This is a genomic window from Pseudomonas sp. N-137 (assembly GCF_034555295.1).
GTDB lineage: Bacteria > Pseudomonadota > Gammaproteobacteria > Pseudomonadales > Pseudomonadaceae > Aquipseudomonas > Aquipseudomonas rhizophila.
On record NZ_JAXUDQ010000028.1, the window covers coordinates 303,634 to 319,715 of the forward strand.

Annotated in this window: 12 protein-coding genes and 4 tRNA genes; all 16 read right to left on the minus strand. The window is 55.9% G+C overall.

All coding sequences use genetic code 11. The annotated features are described in order from the left end of the window. Window positions 1–29 precede the first annotated feature (29 nt). Window positions 30–4,229, minus strand: coding sequence for a DNA-directed RNA polymerase subunit beta' (rpoC, locus tag T3A99_RS19760; RefSeq protein ID WP_047230482.1), 4,200 nt, complete (start codon window positions 4,227–4,229; stop codon window positions 30–32). Window positions 4,230–4,293: 64 nt separating this feature from the next. Continuing rightward, the gene (gene rpoB / locus T3A99_RS19765) at window positions 4,294–8,367 is read right to left on the minus strand and encodes a DNA-directed RNA polymerase subunit beta (protein ID WP_047230483.1); all 4,074 of its coding nucleotides are present in this window, start codon (window positions 8,365–8,367) and stop codon (window positions 4,294–4,296) included. 220 nt (window positions 8,368–8,587) lie between these two features. Further along, window positions 8,588–8,953 carry a 50S ribosomal protein L7/L12 gene (gene rplL / locus T3A99_RS19770; RefSeq protein ID WP_027617682.1) on the minus strand — a complete coding sequence of 122 codons (366 nt, stop codon included), beginning with the start codon at window positions 8,951–8,953 and terminating at the stop codon, window positions 8,588–8,590. A gap of 78 nt (window positions 8,954–9,031) precedes the next feature. Beyond that, the gene (gene rplJ, locus T3A99_RS19775) at window positions 9,032–9,532 is read right to left on the minus strand and encodes a 50S ribosomal protein L10 (RefSeq protein ID WP_047230484.1); all 501 of its coding nucleotides are present in this window, start codon (window positions 9,530–9,532) and stop codon (window positions 9,032–9,034) included. Window positions 9,533–9,730: 198 nt separating this feature from the next. Then, entirely contained in the window at window positions 9,731–10,426 is a 696-nt protein-coding gene (gene rplA, locus T3A99_RS19780) for a 50S ribosomal protein L1 (protein WP_003186095.1), read from the minus strand. Continuing rightward, complete coding sequence (rplK, locus tag T3A99_RS19785; protein WP_003176435.1) at window positions 10,426–10,857, minus strand: 50S ribosomal protein L11; 432 nt, start codon at window positions 10,855–10,857, stop codon at window positions 10,426–10,428. The genes rplA and rplK overlap by 1 nt, the downstream gene beginning before the upstream one ends. Before the next feature lie 117 nt (window positions 10,858–10,974). Continuing rightward, window positions 10,975–11,508 carry a transcription termination/antitermination protein NusG gene (gene nusG / locus T3A99_RS19790; protein WP_003186097.1) on the minus strand — a complete coding sequence of 178 codons (534 nt, stop codon included), beginning with the start codon at window positions 11,506–11,508 and terminating at the stop codon, window positions 10,975–10,977. A 9-nt stretch (window positions 11,509–11,517) separates the two neighbouring features. After that, window positions 11,518–11,886 (minus strand): preprotein translocase subunit SecE, encoded by a 369-nt coding sequence (secE, locus tag T3A99_RS19795; RefSeq protein ID WP_003186101.1) that lies wholly within the window; start codon window positions 11,884–11,886, stop codon window positions 11,518–11,520. A 45-nt stretch (window positions 11,887–11,931) separates the two neighbouring features. After that, window positions 11,932–12,007: transfer RNA gene (locus T3A99_RS19800), tRNA-Trp, on the minus strand. Between the two features lie 53 nt (window positions 12,008–12,060). Continuing rightward, window positions 12,061–13,254 (minus strand): elongation factor Tu, encoded by a 1,194-nt coding sequence (tuf, locus tag T3A99_RS19805; protein ID WP_003186103.1) that lies wholly within the window; start codon window positions 13,252–13,254, stop codon window positions 12,061–12,063. Window positions 13,255–13,338: 84 nt separating this feature from the next. Continuing rightward, a tRNA-Thr gene (locus tag T3A99_RS19810) sits at window positions 13,339–13,414 on the minus strand. Window positions 13,415–13,440: 26 nt separating this feature from the next. Beyond that, a tRNA-Gly gene (locus tag T3A99_RS19815) sits at window positions 13,441–13,514 on the minus strand. 24 nt (window positions 13,515–13,538) lie between these two features. Next, a tRNA-Tyr gene (locus T3A99_RS19820) sits at window positions 13,539–13,623 on the minus strand. A 142-nt stretch (window positions 13,624–13,765) separates the two neighbouring features. Then, on the minus strand, window positions 13,766–14,218 hold the full coding sequence (locus T3A99_RS19825) for a hypothetical protein (RefSeq protein ID WP_274090087.1): 453 nt from the start codon (window positions 14,216–14,218) through the stop codon (window positions 13,766–13,768). Window positions 14,219–14,225: 7 nt separating this feature from the next. Then, complete coding sequence (locus tag T3A99_RS19830) at window positions 14,226–14,975, minus strand: pantothenate kinase (RefSeq protein WP_305466872.1); 750 nt, start codon at window positions 14,973–14,975, stop codon at window positions 14,226–14,228. Continuing rightward, entirely contained in the window at window positions 14,965–15,921 is a 957-nt protein-coding gene (gene birA, locus T3A99_RS19835; protein WP_047230554.1) for a bifunctional biotin--[acetyl-CoA-carboxylase] ligase/biotin operon repressor BirA, read from the minus strand. Before birA ends, T3A99_RS19830 begins: the two co-directional genes overlap by 11 nt. Window positions 15,922–16,082 lie beyond the last annotated feature (161 nt).

The following is a 16,082-nucleotide window of genomic DNA, read 5'->3' on the forward strand; positions in this document are numbered from 1 at the left end:
CAGGGCCAGGCACTTAATTACCGCAGAACTCAGTTACCGCTCGAGTTCAGTGCTTCGGTCAGTGCAGCTTCCACTTCACTGGCGCTTACGCGCAACGGCTTGTCTGCATCACGACGACGCTTGCGCTCGCTGTGATAGGCCAAACCGGTACCAGCCGGGATCAGACGACCCACGACCACGTTTTCTTTCAGGCCGCGCAGGTAATCGCGCTTGCCGGTTACCGCCGCTTCGGTCAGTACACGGGTGGTTTCCTGGAAGGAAGCCGCCGAGATGAACGATTCGGTGGACAACGACGCCTTGGTGATACCCAGCAGCACGCGAGTGAACTTGGAGACGAACTTGTCTTCCGTCGCCAGGCGCTCGTTTTCCACCAGTACGTGAGTCAGCTCCATCTGGTCGCCCTTGATGAAACTCGAATCGCCGGATTCAGCGATCTCAACTTTACGCAGCATCTGACGCAGGATGGTCTCGATGTGCTTGTCGTTGATCTTCACGCCTTGCAGACGGTAAACGTCCTGGATCTCGTTCACGATGTACTTGGCCAGCGCACTCACACCCAGCAGACGCAGGATGTCGTGTGGATCGCTCGGGCCGTCGGAGATAACTTCGCCGCGGTTTACCTGTTCGCCTTCGAAGACGTTCAGGTGACGCCACTTCGGAATCAGCTCTTCGTACGGATCGCTACCGTCGTTCGGCGTGATGACCAGACGGCGCTTGCCCTTGGTCTCTTTACCGAACGCGATGGTGCCGCTGACTTCAGCCAGAATCGAGGCTTCTTTCGGACGACGGGCTTCGAACAAGTCGGCAACACGCGGCAGACCACCGGTGATGTCGCGGGTTTTCGAAGTTTCCTGCGGGATACGAGCGATAACATCACCGATCGCGATCCGCGCACCGTCCGCAACACCGACCAGGGCGTTGGCTGGCAGGAAATACTGAGCGATTACGTCAGTGCCTGGCAGCAACAGATCCTTGCCGTTGTCGTCGACCATCTTCACGGCCGGACGGATGTCCTTGCCAGCAGCTGGACGATCTTTCGCGTCAAGTACTTCAATGTTGGTCATACCGGTCAATTCGTCAGTCTGACGCTTGATCGTGATGCCTTCTTCCATGCCCACGTAGGTCACGGTACCTTTCATTTCGGTCACGATCGGGTGGGTGTGCGGATCCCACTTGGCCACGATAGCGCCAGCGTCGACCTTGTCACCTTCCTTGACCGAAATCACAGCACCGTACGGCAGCTTGTAGCGCTCGCGCTCGCGACCGAAGTCGTCAGCGATCGCCAGCTCACCGGAACGGGATACAGCCACCAGGTGACCGTCCACGCGCTCTACGTGCTTGAGGTTGTGCAGACGGACAGTACCGCCATTCTTCACCTGAACGCTGTCAGCTGCGGAGGTTCGGCTGGCCGCACCACCGATGTGGAACGTACGCATCGTCAGCTGGGTACCCGGCTCACCGATGGACTGGGCAGCGATAACGCCGACCGCTTCACCGATGTTCACCTGGTGACCACGAGCCAGGTCGCGACCGTAGCACTTGGCGCAGATGCCGTAGCGGGTTTCGCAGCTGATCGGCGAACGTACGATCACTTCGTCGATGCTGTTGAGTTCGATGAACTCGACCCACTTCTCGTCAACCAGGGTGCCGGCAGGAACGATTACGTCCTCGGTACCCGGCTTGAATACGTCACGGGCGATGACACGACCCAATACGCGCTCACCCAGCGGCTCTACAACGTCACCGCCTTCAATGTGCGGAGTCATTACCAGGCCGTGTTCGGTGCCGCAATCGATCTCGGTCACGACCAGATCCTGCGCAACGTCTACCAGACGACGAGTCAGGTAACCGGAGTTCGCCGTTTTCAACGCGGTATCCGCAAGACCCTTACGAGCACCGTGAGTGGAGATGAAGTACTGGAGTACGCTCAAACCTTCACGGAAGTTCGCGGTAATCGGGGTCTCGATGATAGAACCGTCCGGCTTGGCCATCAGGCCACGCATACCGGCGAGCTGACGGATCTGCGCAGCAGAACCCCGTGCGCCCGAGTCGGCCATCATGTACATCGAGTTGAAGGACTCTTGGTCGACTTCGTTGCCATGACGGTCGATGACCTTCTCTTTCGAGAGGTTGGCCATCATCGCCTTGGACACTTCGTCGTTCGCCTTGGACCAGAGGTCGATCACCTTGTTGTACTTCTCGCCCTGGGTTACCAGGCCGGAGGCGTACTGACTTTCGATCTCTTTCACTTCCTCGGTAGCAGCACCGATGATGCGGGCTTTTTCGTCCGGGATAACGAAGTCGTTAACACCGATGGAAACGCCGGAAATGGTCGAATAGGCAAAACCGGTGTACATCAACTGGTCAGCGAAGATCACGGTCTCTTTCAGACCAACCACGCGGTAGCACTGGTTGATCAGCTTGGAGATCGCCTTTTTCTTCATCGGCAGGTTGACGACGTCGAAGGACAGACCTTTTGGCACAACCTGGAACAACAGCGCACGGCCGACGGTGGTGTCGACGATACGGGTGTTGGTCACGCTGCCGCCATCACGATCGTTCACGGTTTCGTTGATCCGCACTTTGACCTTGGCGTGCAGTGCGGCTTCGCCGGCACGGAACACACGGTCAACTTCCTGCAGATCCGCGAACACACGACCTTCGCCCTTGGCGTTGATCGCTTCACGAGTCATGTAGTACAGACCCAATACAACGTCCTGCGACGGAACGATGATTGGCTCACCGTTGGCTGGCGACAGGATGTTGTTGGTCGACATCATCAGCGCACGCGCTTCGAGCTGGGCTTCCAGCGTCAGCGGTACGTGCACGGCCATTTGGTCGCCGTCGAAGTCGGCGTTGTACGCAGCACAGACCAGAGGGTGCAGCTGGATGGCTTTACCTTCGATCAGTACCGGTTCAAACGCCTGGATACCCAGACGGTGAAGGGTCGGTGCACGGTTGAGCAGCACTGGGTGTTCGCGAATCACTTCGGCGAGAACGTCCCAAACCTCTGGCAGCTCGCGCTCGACCATCTTCTTGGCGGCTTTGATGGTGGTCGCGAGACCACGCATTTCCAGCTTGCCGAAAATGAACGGCTTGAACAGCTCCAGAGCCATTTTCTTAGGCAGACCGCACTGGTGCAGACGCAGGGTCGGGCCTACGGTAATTACCGAACGACCGGAGTAGTCAACACGCTTACCGAGCAAGTTCTGACGGAAACGACCCTGCTTACCCTTGATCATGTCAGCCAGGGACTTCAGAGGACGCTTGTTGGAACCGGTGATAGCGCGGCCACGGCGACCGTTGTCGAGCAATGCGTCGACAGCTTCCTGCAACATACGCTTTTCGTTGCGCACGATGATGTCCGGAGCGGACAAATCGAGCAGGCGCTTCAAGCGGTTGTTACGGTTGATCACTCGACGATACAAATCGTTGAGGTCGGAAGTCGCGAAACGACCGCCATCGAGCGGAACCAGTGGACGCAGGTCTGGCGGCAGAACCGGCAGAACGGTCAGCACCATCCACTCAGGCAGGTTGCCGGAACCCTGGAAGGCTTCCATCAACTTCAGACGCTTGGACAGCTTCTTGATCTTGGTTTCGGAGTTGGTTTGCGGAATTTCTTCACGCAGACGGCCAATCTCGTGCTCCAGGTCGATCGCGTGCAGCAGTTCACGGACAGCTTCGGCACCCATGCGGGCATCGAAATCGTCGCCGAACTCTTCCAGCGCTTCGAAGTACTGCTCGTCGTTGAGCAGCTGACCTTTTTCAAGGGTGGTCATGCCCGGGTCGATAACGACATAGCTCTCGAAGTAGAGAACGCGCTCGATATCACGCAGGGTCATGTCCATCAGCAAGCCGATACGGGACGGCAGCGATTTCAGGAACCAGATGTGGGCAACCGGCGAGGCCAGTTCGATGTGCGCCATGCGCTCACGACGAACTTTTGCCAGCGCGACTTCAACGCCGCACTTCTCGCAGATCACACCACGGTGCTTCAAGCGCTTGTACTTACCGCACAGGCACTCGTAATCCTTTACCGGGCCAAAGATCTTGGCGCAGAACAGGCCGTCACGCTCGGGTTTGAACGTACGGTAGTTGATGGTTTCCGGCTTTTTAACTTCACCGAACGACCACGAACGGATCATCTCAGGCGAGGCCAATCCGATACGGATGGCGTCGAACTCTTCGACTTGACCCTGGTTTTTCAGCAAATTCAGTAGGTCTTTCAAGGCCTTTCCTCCTGGCGGAGCAGAGAGCGGGCAAAACAGCCCCGCTCTCGATTCGCGTCACGTGTTATTCGGTTTCCAGATCGATATCGATGCCGAGGGAACGAATTTCCTTGATCAACACGTTGAAAGACTCGGGCATGCCCGGCTCCATACGGTGATCGCCGTCCACGATGTTTTTGTACATCTTGGTCCGGCCGTTCACATCGTCCGACTTCACTGTGAGCATTTCTTGCAGAGTGTATGCGGCACCGTACGCTTCCAGTGCCCAGACCTCCATCTCCCCGAAACGCTGACCACCGAACTGCGCCTTACCACCCAGCGGCTGCTGGGTAACCAGGCTGTAAGAACCGGTAGAACGAGCGTGCATCTTGTCGTCTACCAAGTGGTTCAGCTTCAGCATGTACATGTAGCCAACGGTAACCGGGCGCTCGAACTTGTTGCCGGTACGGCCGTCGAACAGCTGCATCTGGCCGCTTTCCGGCAGGTCTGCCAGTTTCAGCATGGCCTTGATTTCGCTTTCCTTGGCACCGTCGAACACCGGAGTTGCCATTGGAACGCCGCCGCGCAGGTTCTTCGCCAGATCCAGGATTTCCTGGTCGGAGAAGGTATCCAGCTCTTCGTTGCGTCCGCCGATCTCGTTGTAGATCTCGTGCAGGAACTTACGCAGATCAGCAACCTTGCGCTGCTCTTCGATCATACGGTTGATCTTCTCGCCCAAGCCCTTGGCCGCGAGGCCCAGGTGGGTTTCAAGGATCTGACCAACGTTCATACGCGAAGGTACGCCCAACGGGTTGAGGACGACGTCGACCGGGGTGCCATTGGCATCGTGCGGCATGTCTTCAACCGGCATGATCACGGAGACCACACCCTTGTTACCGTGACGACCGGCCATCTTGTCGCCCGGCTGGATGCGACGACGGATTGCCAGGTAAACCTTGACGATTTTCAGCACGCCTGGAGCCAGGTCATCGCCTTGCTGCAGTTTGCGCTTCTTGTCTTCGAACTTGTCGTCCAGCAGACGGCGGCGATCAACGATATAGGCCTGGGCCTTCTCGAGCTGCTCGTTCAGAGCATCTTCAGCCATGCGCAGTTTGAACCACTGACCATGCTCAAGACCGTCGAGAACTTCATCGGTGATTTCCTGACCTTTCTTCAGACCGGCGCCGCCTTCGGCTTTGTGGCCGACCAGAGCGGAGCGCAGACGCTCGAAAGTTGCGCCTTCAACGATACGGAACTCTTCGTTCAGGTCCTTGCGGATCTCGTCGAGTTGAGTCTTCTCGATAGACAGTGCACGAGCGTCACGCTCTACACCGTCGCGGGTGAAGACTTGTACGTCGATGACGGTACCCTTGGTGCCGGTAGGCACACGCAGGGAGGTGTCTTTAACGTCGCTGGCTTTTTCACCGAAGATGGCACGCAGCAGTTTTTCTTCCGGAGTCAGTTGAGTCTCGCCTTTCGGAGTGACCTTACCAACCAGGATGTCGCCTGCGCCTACTTCAGCACCTACGTAAACGATACCGGCCTCGTCCAGCTTGTTCAGTGCGGCTTCACCCACGTTAGGGATGTCCGCAGTGATTTCCTCTGGGCCAAGCTTGGTGTCACGAGCCACACAGGTCAGTTCCTGAATGTGAATCGTGGTAAAGCGATCTTCCTGAACAACACGCTCGGACAGGCAGATGGAGTCTTCGAAGTTGAAGCCGTTCCATGCCATGAACGCGATGCGCATGTTCTGGCCCAGTGCCAGTTCACCCATATCGGTGGACGGGCCGTCAGCCATGATGTCGCTACGCTGAACCCGATCACCCTTGCTCACCAGCGGACGCTGGTTAATGCAGGTGTTCTGGTTGGAGCGGGTGTATTTGGTCAGGTTGTAGATGTCGACACCGGCTTCGCCAGTTTCAACTTCGTCATCGGCAACACGAACCACGATACGGCTGGCATCGACGGAATCGATCACGCCACCACGACGAGCCACGACGCAAACGCCGGAGTCACGGGCAACGTTACGTTCCATGCCGGTACCTACCAGCGGCTTGTCGGCACGCAGGGTCGGTACAGCTTGACGCTGCATGTTCGAGCCCATCAACGCACGGTTGGCGTCGTCGTGCTCGAGGAACGGAATCAACGACGCTGCCACCGAAACAACCTGCTTGGGCGAAACGTCCATCAAGGTGACGTCTTCTGGCGCCTTGACGGTGAACTCGTTCAGGTGACGAACAGCTACCAGTTCGTCGATCAACTGACCTTTTTCGTTCATGGTCGCCGAAGCCTGAGCGATCACGTGATCGGCCTCTTCGATTGCGGACAGGAACACGATCTCGTCGGTCACCAGACCTTCTTTCACCACACGGTACGGGCTCTCGAGGAAGCCATACTGGTTGGTGCGAGCATAGGCTGCCAGCGAGTTGATCAGACCGATGTTCGGACCTTCCGGCGTTTCAATCGGGCATACACGACCGTAATGAGTCGGGTGTACGTCACGAACTTCGAAGCCTGCGCGCTCACGGGTCAAACCGCCCGGGCCGAGTGCAGATACACGACGCTTGTGGGTAATCTCCGACAGCGGGTTGTTCTGGTCCATGAACTGAGACAGCTGGCTCGAACCGAAGAACTCCTTCACCGCAGCAGCCACTGGCTTGGCGTTGATCAGATCCTGCGGCATCAGGCCTTCGCTTTCAGCCATCGACAGACGTTCCTTGACCGCGCGCTCTACACGCACCAGGCCAACACGGAACTGGTTCTCGGCCATCTCGCCTACGCAGCGGACACGACGGTTACCCAGGTGGTCGATGTCATCGACGATGCCTTTGCCGTTACGGATGTCGACCAGGGTCTTGAGCACCGCAACGATGTCGTCCTTGTTCAGCACGCCCGAACCTTCGATTTCGGTACGACCGATACGACGGTTGAACTTCATCCGGCCGACCGCAGACAGGTCATAGCGCTCAGGACTGAAGAACAGGTTGTTGAACAGGGTCTCGGCTGCGTCTTTGGTTGGCGGCTCGCCAGGACGCATCATGCGATAGATCTCGACCAGGGCTTCCAGCTGGTTGCCGGTGGAGTCGATCTTCAGCGTGTCGGAGATGAACGGACCGCAGTCGATATCGTTGGTGTACAGAGTTTCAATGCGAACAACCTGGGCCTTGGCGATTTTTGCCAGGATCTCGGTGTTCAGCTCGGTGTTGCACTCTGCCAGGATTTCGCCGGTAGCTGGATGCACGATGACCTTGGCCGTGGTGCGACCCAGAACGTAGTCGATCGGCACCTGCAGCTCTTTGATCCCGGCTTTTTCCAGCTGGTTGATGTGGCGAGCGGTGATACGACGACCCTGCTCGACAATAACCTTGCCTTTGTCGTCCTGAATATCGAGGACAGCGATTTCACCGCGCAGGCGCTGAGGCACCAGTTCCAGGCTGAGATTCTCACCCTGCACATGGAAAACGTTGGTGGTGTAGAACGCGTCCAGCACTTCCTCAGTGGTATAGCCGAGCGCGCGCAGCAGTACCGATGCAGGCAGCTTGCGGCGACGGTCGATACGCACGAATACGCAGTCTTTCGGGTCGAACTCAAAGTCCAGCCACGAACCGCGGTAAGGAATGATGCGCGCGGAATAAAGCAGTTTGCCGGAGCTGTGCGTCTTGCCACGGTCGTGGTCGAAGAACACGCCCGGAGAACGGTGCAGCTGGGAAACGATTACACGCTCGGTACCGTTGATTACGAAGGTACCGTTCTCAGTCATCAGGGGGATTTCACCCATGTAGACTTCTTGCTCTTTGATGTCCTTGATCGCTTTGTTCGACGATTCTTTGTCGAAAATGATCAGGCGCACTTTTACCCGCAAAGGTACGGCGTAAGTCACACCGCGCAATACGCATTCTTTGACATCAAATGCCGGTTCGCCCAGGCGATAACCGACGTACTCCAGCGCAGCATTGCCGGAGTAGCTGATGATCGGGAAAACGGATTTGAAGGCCGCATGCAGGCCCACGTCGCGGAACTGATCTTTAGTCGCTCCCGCTTGCAAGAATTCACGATACGAATCCAGCTGGATGGCCAGGAGGTACGGCACATCCATGACGTCCGGCAACTTGCTAAAGTCCTTGCGGATACGTTTTTTCTCAGTATATGAGTAAGCCATCAGCGTTCCCCAGCTTGGTCACCTGCTTGTTTGGCCCCTCCCGACGGGAGCAGCCAGAAAATCGTGCAAACCCCATGGTTTGCGCCACCACATCGGGTGGATACAGCGCGCTATAAGCACCGACCCAGTCGGCTGCCAATAACGGAAAAAGGCCGGTGGCAAAAGCCACCAGCCATCAGCCTGTCGCTTAACGCTCGGGCTGGAGACGCAAAGTCGATGCTTACTTCAGCTCGACTTTAGCGCCTGCTTCTTCCAGAGCGGCCTTGGCTTTGTCAGCTGCGTCTTTGGCAACAGCTTCCAGAACCATGGCAGGAGCGCCGTCAACTACAGCCTTGGCTTCTTTCAGGCCCAGACCGGTCAGTTCACGTACTGCCTTGATCACGTTTACTTTCTTCTCGCCAGCTTCGGTCAGCATGACGTTGAATTCGGTTTGCTCTTCAACAACGGCGGCAGCAGCAGCTGGACCAGCGGAAGCAGCGGCAGCGGAAACGCCGAATTTCTCTTCGAAAGCTTTGATCAGCTCAACAACCTGCAGAACCGACATTTCAGCTACGGCGTTGAGGATATCGTCTTGGGAGATAGACATTACTGTATTTCCTGAATTGGGGGACGGCCTACGCGGCCATCGAAATAAACAAAAAAGCGCGAGAGGAAGTGCTCAGCCTTAGGCTGCGGCAGCTTCTTTTTGCTCGCGAACTGCAGCCAGAGTACGAGCCAGCTTGCTGGTAGCGCCTTGAATCACGCTCATCAGCTGCGAAATGGCTTCGTCGCGGGTCGGCAGTGTTGCCAGTACATCGATCTGATTAGCTGCGAGGAACTTGCCCTCGAACGCAGCTGCCTTGATCTCGAACTTGTCCTGACCCTTGGCGAATTCCTTGAACAAACGGGCAGCAGCGCCTGGATGATCTTTGGAGAACGCGATCAGGGTCGGGCCGGTGAACACGTCGTTGAGAACACTGTATTCAGTGTCAGCAACTGCGCGCTTGAGCAGGGTGTTACGTACGACACGTACGTAAACACCAGCTTCACGGGCCTCTTTACGGAGTCCGGTCATTGCGCCTACTGTTACGCCACGGGCATCAGCCACGACAGCGGACAGAGCGACTTTGGCAGCCTCGTTGACTTCAGCGACGATGGCCTTCTTGTCTTCGAGATTAATTGCCACGGGTTTAACTCCTGCTTGTTACCGTTTCATTCGGTCGAAACCGAATGTCGTTTTGGTGTCTGATTCGGTAAGGAACCGGGAGCACCATCTGCGTAGGCTTGTGGTTTAAGACTTGCGTCGCCTACGGTCTTGGACAGCCCCCGCCAGGCAGGGACCCCAATTTTTCGATTGGCGCAATCGCTTGCGCCAATCTGAGTCTTACGCGTCGAGCGAGCTCTGATCGATGACCAGACCTGGGCCCATAGTGGTGCTCAGGGTAACGCGCTTGACGTAGATGCCTTTCGAAGAAGCTGGCTTGATACGCTTCAGATCAGCGATCAGGGCTTCTACGTTTTCCTTCAGCTTGACGGCGTCGAAGCCAATCTTGCCAACGGAGGTGTGAATGATGCCGTTCTTGTCGGTGCGATAACGAACCTGACCAGCCTTGGCGTTTTTAACCGCGGTAGCTACGTCTGGCGTTACGGTGCCGACTTTAGGGTTAGGCATCAGACCACGTGGACCGAGGATCTGACCCAACTGACCCACAACACGCATGGCATCCGGGGATGCGATAACTACGTCATAGTTCAGGTCGCCGCCTTTCATTTCAGCAGCCAGATCGTCCATGCCTACGCGGTCAGCACCAGCAGCCAGAGCAGCTTCAGCTGCTGGGCCCTGGGTGAAAACAGCTACACGAACGGTCTTGCCAGTGCCGTGTGGCAGCACGGTAGCGCTACGAACGACCTGGTCGGATTTACGCGGGTCAACACCCAGGTTTACAGCAACGTCGAACGACTCGCTGAACTTGACAGTCGACAGCTCGGCCAGCAGAGCGGCGGCGTCTACAAAGTTGTAGGCCTTGCCTGCTTCGATTTTGCCGGCGATAGCCTTTTGACGCTTGGTCAGCTTAGCCATTACACACCCTCCACGTTAAGGCCCATGCTACGAGCAGAACCGGCGATAGTACGCACGGCTGCATCCATATCAGCTGCAGTCAGATCCGCGTTTTTGGTTTTCGCGATTTCTTCCAGCTGGGCACGGGTAACGGTGCCAACCTTAACGGTGTTTGGACGAGCGGAACCGCTGGTCAAACCTGCAGCCTTCTTCAGCAGAACCGAAGCAGGGGTGCTTTTAGTTTCGAAGGTGAAGCTACGGTCGCTGTAGACAGTGATGATCACTGGAGTTGGCAGACCTGGCTCAAGACCCTGAGTACGGGCGTTGAAGGCCTTGCAGAATTCCATGATGTTCACGCCGTGCTGACCCAGGGCAGGACCAACAGGTGGGCTTGGGTTAGCCTGAGCGGCCTTCACTTGCAGCTTGATGTAAGCGGTAATTTTCTTGGCCATGAGGCACTCCAATTACGGGTTCTAGCGCCTCGAAAGGCTCCCCGGTTACTTGCGCGTTTATCCCAGTGACGACAAAACCCCACAGCCTAGGGCTGCGGGGTTGGGATGCCTGTTCAATCAGACCTTTTCGACCTGACTGAACTCTAGCTCTACCGGAGTAGAGCGACCGAAAATGAGCACTGCCACTTGGATCCGGCTCTTTTCGTAGTTAACTTCTTCAACCGTGCCATTAAAGTCAGCGAATGGGCCGTCAGTGACCCGAACAACTTCACCTGGCTCAAACAGTGTTTTTGGCTTCGGCTTATCGCTACCATCAGCGACGCGACGCAGAATCGCTTCTGCCTCTTTATCTGTAATCGGTGCAGGCTTGTCAGCGGTACCGCCGATGAAGCCCATCACCCGAGGGGTATCCTTGACCAAGTGCCAAGTCCCTTCGTTCATATCCATCTGTACCAGCACGTAGCCTGGAAAGAACTTGCGTTCACTTTTGCGCTTCTGGCCATTACGCATCTCAACCACTTCTTCAGTGGGGACCAGAATCTCGCCAAAGCCATCTTCCATGCCAGCCAGCTTTACGCGCTCTACCAGCGAGCGCATGACATGCTTCTCGTAACCCGAGTAAGCATGCACAACGTACCAACGCTTAGCCACGGGACACCCTTAGCCAACAATCAAGGAAACAAGCCAGCCGAGCAGGGAATCGAGCCCCCACAACAGCAACGCCATTACCAGAACAACAGCCACAACGATCAACGTGGTCTGCGTGGTTTCTTGGCGAGTCGGCCATACGACTTTACGAATCTCGGTGCGAGCTTCCTTAGCGAGTACAAAGAAAGACTTGCCCTTAGCCGTTTGCAGCCCCACAAAGGCAGCAACAGCGGCAATGGCAAGCAATGCAAGCACACGGTACAGGATCGGCGAAGCAGAGTAATACTGATTGCCAACAACGCCAACAACCACCAAAGCGACTACCACTAGCCACTTGAGCAGATCGAAGCGAGAGCCTTGAGCTTCAGCTTTAGGAGTCATCTATGAAGATCCTGTGAAAAGAAAGCCAGACACACCAAGTGAATCTGGCAGGTCAGGAGGGAATCGAACCCCCAACCTACGGTTTTGGAGACCGTCGCTCTGCCAATTGAGCTACTGACCTAAAACAAAATCAGGCCGACCATTATGCCGGCCCGAAAAAGACATTACAACTGTTTACTCGATGACTTTGGCTACGACACCAGCGCCGACGGTACGACCGCCTTCACGGATAGCGAAACGCAGACCGTCTTCCATCGCGATGGTCTTGATCAGAGTGACAGTCATCTGGATGTTGTCACCTGGCATTACCATTTCAACGCCTTCTGGCAGCTCGCAGTTACCGGTCACGTCAGTTGTACGGAAGTAGAACTGTGGACGGTAGCCTTTGAAGAACGGAGTATGACGGCCGCCTTCTTCCTTGCTCAGAACGTAAACTTCTGCAGTGAACTTGGTGTGCGGCTTGACGGTGCCTGGCTTGACCAGAACCTGGCCACGCTCAACGTCGTCACGCTTGGTGCCGCGCAGCAGTACGCCGCAGTTCTCGCCAGCACGACCTTCGTCGAGCAGCTTGCGGAACATTTCAACGCCGGTGCAGGTAGTTTTCTGAGTATCGCGCAGACCGACGATCTCAACTTCTTCCTGGATGCGGACGATGCCACGCTCAACACGACCAGTCACAACAGTACCGCGACCGGAGATCGAGAATACGTCTTCGATTGGCATCAGGAACGGCTTGTCGATAGCACGCTCTGGCTCTGGGATGTAGCTGTCCAGAGTTTCCACCAGCTTCTTGACAGCGGTGGTGCCCATTTCGTTGTCGTCTTGGCCGTTCAGAGCCATCAGAGCCGAACCGATGATGATTGGAGTGTCATCACCTGGGAAGTCGTAAGTGCTCAGCAGATCGCGCACTTCCATCTCAACCAGTTCCAGCAGCTCAGCGTCGTCAACCATGTCAGCCTTGTTCAGGAAGACAACGATGTACGGAACGCCTACCTGACGGGACAGCAGGATGTGCTCACGGGTTTGTGGCATCGGACCATCAGCGGCCGAGCAAACCAGGATCGCGCCGTCCATCTGGGCAGCACCAGTGATCATGTTTTTTACGTAGTCGGCGTGACCTGGGCAGTCAACGTGTGCGTAGTGACGCACGGCCGAATCGTATTCAACGTGAGCGGTGTTGATGGTGATACCGCGAGCTTTCTCTTCCGGGGCGCTGTCGATCTTGTCGAAGTCAACCTTGGCCGAACCGAAAACTTCGGAGCAGACACGGGTCAGAGCAGCGGTCAGCGTGGTTTTACCGTGGTCGACGTGACCAATGGTGCCAACGTTGACGTGCGGCTTATTACGTTCGAACTTTTCCTTAGCCATCGAAATCACCCCTAGGAGAAGAATTTAGCAAGTCACACAAACCATTAAAACAAAGGCAGATATTTTCATATCTGCCTTGTTATATGGAGCTCTTGAGCGGATTTGAACCGCTGACCTCACCCTTACCAAGGGTGTGCTCTACCAACTGAGCTACAAGAGCGAAACACTATGCACAACCTGCAAACTTGGAGCGGGTAGCGGGAATCGAACCCGCATCATCAGCTTGGAAGGCTGAGGTTCTACCACTAAACTATACCCGCGGAGCTTGCAGCTCACGCTAAAACTGGTGGAGGGGGAAGGATTCGAACCTTCGAAGTCGTAGACGTCAGATTTACAGTCTGATCCCTTTGGCCGCTCGGGAACCCCTCCTAAGCGAGCCGGCATTCTATATCATGCCAGCCTTCTGTCAAGCATTTTCTCATAAAAAACCTGAGGTTAGCTGCGTTGACGCCGCTTCGTGGCGCTAGCCATTAAAGGCCTTCGCTGCGAAGCGGGCGCCATTCTATGCAAACTACCCTGCGGGTGCAACCCCCTCACAGGGCATTATTTTATGTTTTAACTCATTGAATTCTTTAGAAAGGTTTTGAAGCAGCGTTTCATTCACCTTCATCGCGCTATCTGGCGAAATCAGAACCCAAAATCCTTCTCCCTCAGGCAGATTCGGTGAGCCCTGCACAATGGAGCGAGCCGCGATCCCGGATGCCGCGAGCCACTGCTCCAGCTGGCGCGCCATTTCAATCCGGGTGAAGCCACCAAGATAAACACATGCGCCTCGGCCAGCAGACTTGCCTGAATCCCGCCTTACAAGCGCATCTGCCGTTTCGCTCAAGAGATGAATATCCTGCTGCGAGCCCCGGTACAAACTCAACGGAGTCACATCTTTTGCCCGAAGCGGAGCCTCCTGTTGATGCCAGACGTAATAAAAGACATTCAAAACCACCAACAGCAGAAAAAGCCACCGCATAGGAACCTCAAGACAAAGGACAGGCCATCGCCAAACCAACAAAAACCAGATCAGGCACTACCTTGGCATCAGGCACAACACCGGATACCAAATTGGCATCTCCCCCCGTGAGAAATACTACGAAGTCTTCCCCCCAATATTCTTTAGCCAGTTCAAGCTGAGTCAGGACAAATCCTCTGAGCATGAGCATGCAACCGCGCTCCACCGCCTCTACAGTCTCGCGACCAGGGGCGAGGCTCTCGTGAGCCCGCTCGGCAGCCGTATCGTCATAGCGAATCCGTCGGGTATGAGTGCGCAACTGATTACGCATCAAAGGCATACCAGGACAAATGAACCCCCCTAAATGCTCACCATCCGCAGCCACGAAATCCGCTGTAACGGCCGTACCGAAATCGAGCACCAGGCAGGCTCCCGAAGCAAGATGGAAGCCCCCAAGCAAAGCCAACCATCGATCGAGCCCTAGCCGCTCGTAATCGTTGTAACCGTTCTTAACACCGGCCAACTCCCGAACAGGCACAGCGCGTGAGACAGACACTCCAAAAACATCAATTAGCAGAGCAACCAGCGAATCCGTCTCTTGCGGAGTCCTCACGCTAACGAGACGGCATTTCTTGAGCTGAAATTTATCGGTGTCACTCAAGCTTGCCAGCAGGGCACTATCGGTACCAACCACCCCTCCTTCGACCGGTGTTACGCCATCGAAGTCAAGGACACGCCACTTGATAAAGCTATTGCCGCAATCGAGCTCAAGAATCATCACGCAACCTCAAACTGAGCTCACCACCGCTAAAGATTTTTTCCACACCATCTACCTTCAAACGCAGCGCGCCCTGACGATCAATGCCCATCACAACCCCGTCAACCTGGTTGATACCGGCAATCAGGGAAACATTCCGCCCCTGCCACAGATGGTATCGCTCCCATTCTTCTTGGATCGCAGAGAAACCCGACACCTGGTGGAGCCTGAGGTAATGCTGAAACTTCGCGGCCAACCGTCCGACCAGCTCGTTTCGATCAAAATCCCTGCCCGCCTCAAGGCACATGGACGTCCATTGCTGATCGACCTCATCGGTCGACCGCATATTCACATTAATCCCTACGCCGAGGACAACGTGGCAAACGTCTGCTGGATCCCCCACCAATTCAAGCAAGATGCCCGCGATTTTCTTATCACCTACCAGGACATCGTTAGGCCACTTCAGCCCAGCCCCCGCGATCCCCATATCATGCAAGGCATGCATAACCGCAAGCCCCACAACCAGGCTGAGCCCCTCAATTTGGCGCATGCCACCATCAATTCGCAGCACCAGACTGTGGTAAAGATTGTCGGCAAACGGACTCACCCACTTGCGACCACGACGACCACGACCGGCTGTCTGTCGCTCGGCCAAAATCATAAATGGCGCGCCCATTCCACGCTCTATGGCGCGAAGCGCTTCAGCGTTGGTCGAATCAATGGAGTCAAATATATGGATGGGCCACTCACAGGACTCTTTGGCGCTAATCTCAGCCGAGTCCAAAAGCAGCAGCGGCTTAGCCAGCTGATAACCTCTACCTCGAACCTTATGAACAGATAGCCCTAACTCCGCCTCCAGGTGCTGCAACTGCTTCCATACAGCACTACGACTGATACCCAGCGCAGTACCCAGCGCCTGACCCGAGTGGAAGCGGCCATCTTTCAGAAGTTTAAGCAACGTGAGCATGCAAACTGCACCTGATAATGAGGCCCGCATGATAGCGATGCGCAAGACCGTTGCATAGAAACACAAATGGTCTTTCCTGCGGGCAAAACAAAACCCCTACCTGCGTCAGCAGATAGGGGTTTCGGAATTTAATCTTGACGATGACCTACTCTCACATGGGG

What these genes read in the sequence shown, in the direction of transcription:
- rpoB (WP_047230483.1), bottom strand. Translation starts at nt 8,367, where the DNA reads ATGGCTTACTCATATACTGAGAAAAAACGTATCCGCAAGGACTTTAGC.
- rplL (WP_027617682.1), bottom strand. Translation starts at nt 8,953, where the DNA reads ATGTCTATCTCCCAAGACGATATCCTCAACGCCGTAGCTGAAATGTCG.
- rplA (WP_003186095.1), bottom strand. Translation starts at nt 10,426, where the DNA reads ATGGCTAAGCTGACCAAGCGTCAAAAGGCTATCGCCGGCAAAATCGAA.
- rplK (WP_003176435.1), bottom strand. Translation starts at nt 10,857, where the DNA reads ATGGCCAAGAAAATTACCGCTTACATCAAGCTGCAAGTGAAGGCCGCT.
- secE (WP_003186101.1), bottom strand. Translation starts at nt 11,886, where the DNA reads ATGACTCCTAAAGCTGAAGCTCAAGGCTCTCGCTTCGATCTGCTCAAG.
- tuf (WP_003186103.1), bottom strand. Translation starts at nt 13,254, where the DNA reads ATGGCTAAGGAAAAGTTCGAACGTAATAAGCCGCACGTCAACGTTGGC.
- T3A99_RS19825 (WP_274090087.1), bottom strand. Translation starts at nt 14,218, where the DNA reads ATGCGGTGGCTTTTTCTGCTGTTGGTGGTTTTGAATGTCTTTTATTAC.
- T3A99_RS19830 (WP_305466872.1), bottom strand. Translation starts at nt 14,975, where the DNA reads ATGATTCTTGAGCTCGATTGCGGCAATAGCTTTATCAAGTGGCGTGTC.
- birA (WP_047230554.1), bottom strand. Translation starts at nt 15,921, where the DNA reads ATGCTCACGTTGCTTAAACTTCTGAAAGATGGCCGCTTCCACTCGGGT.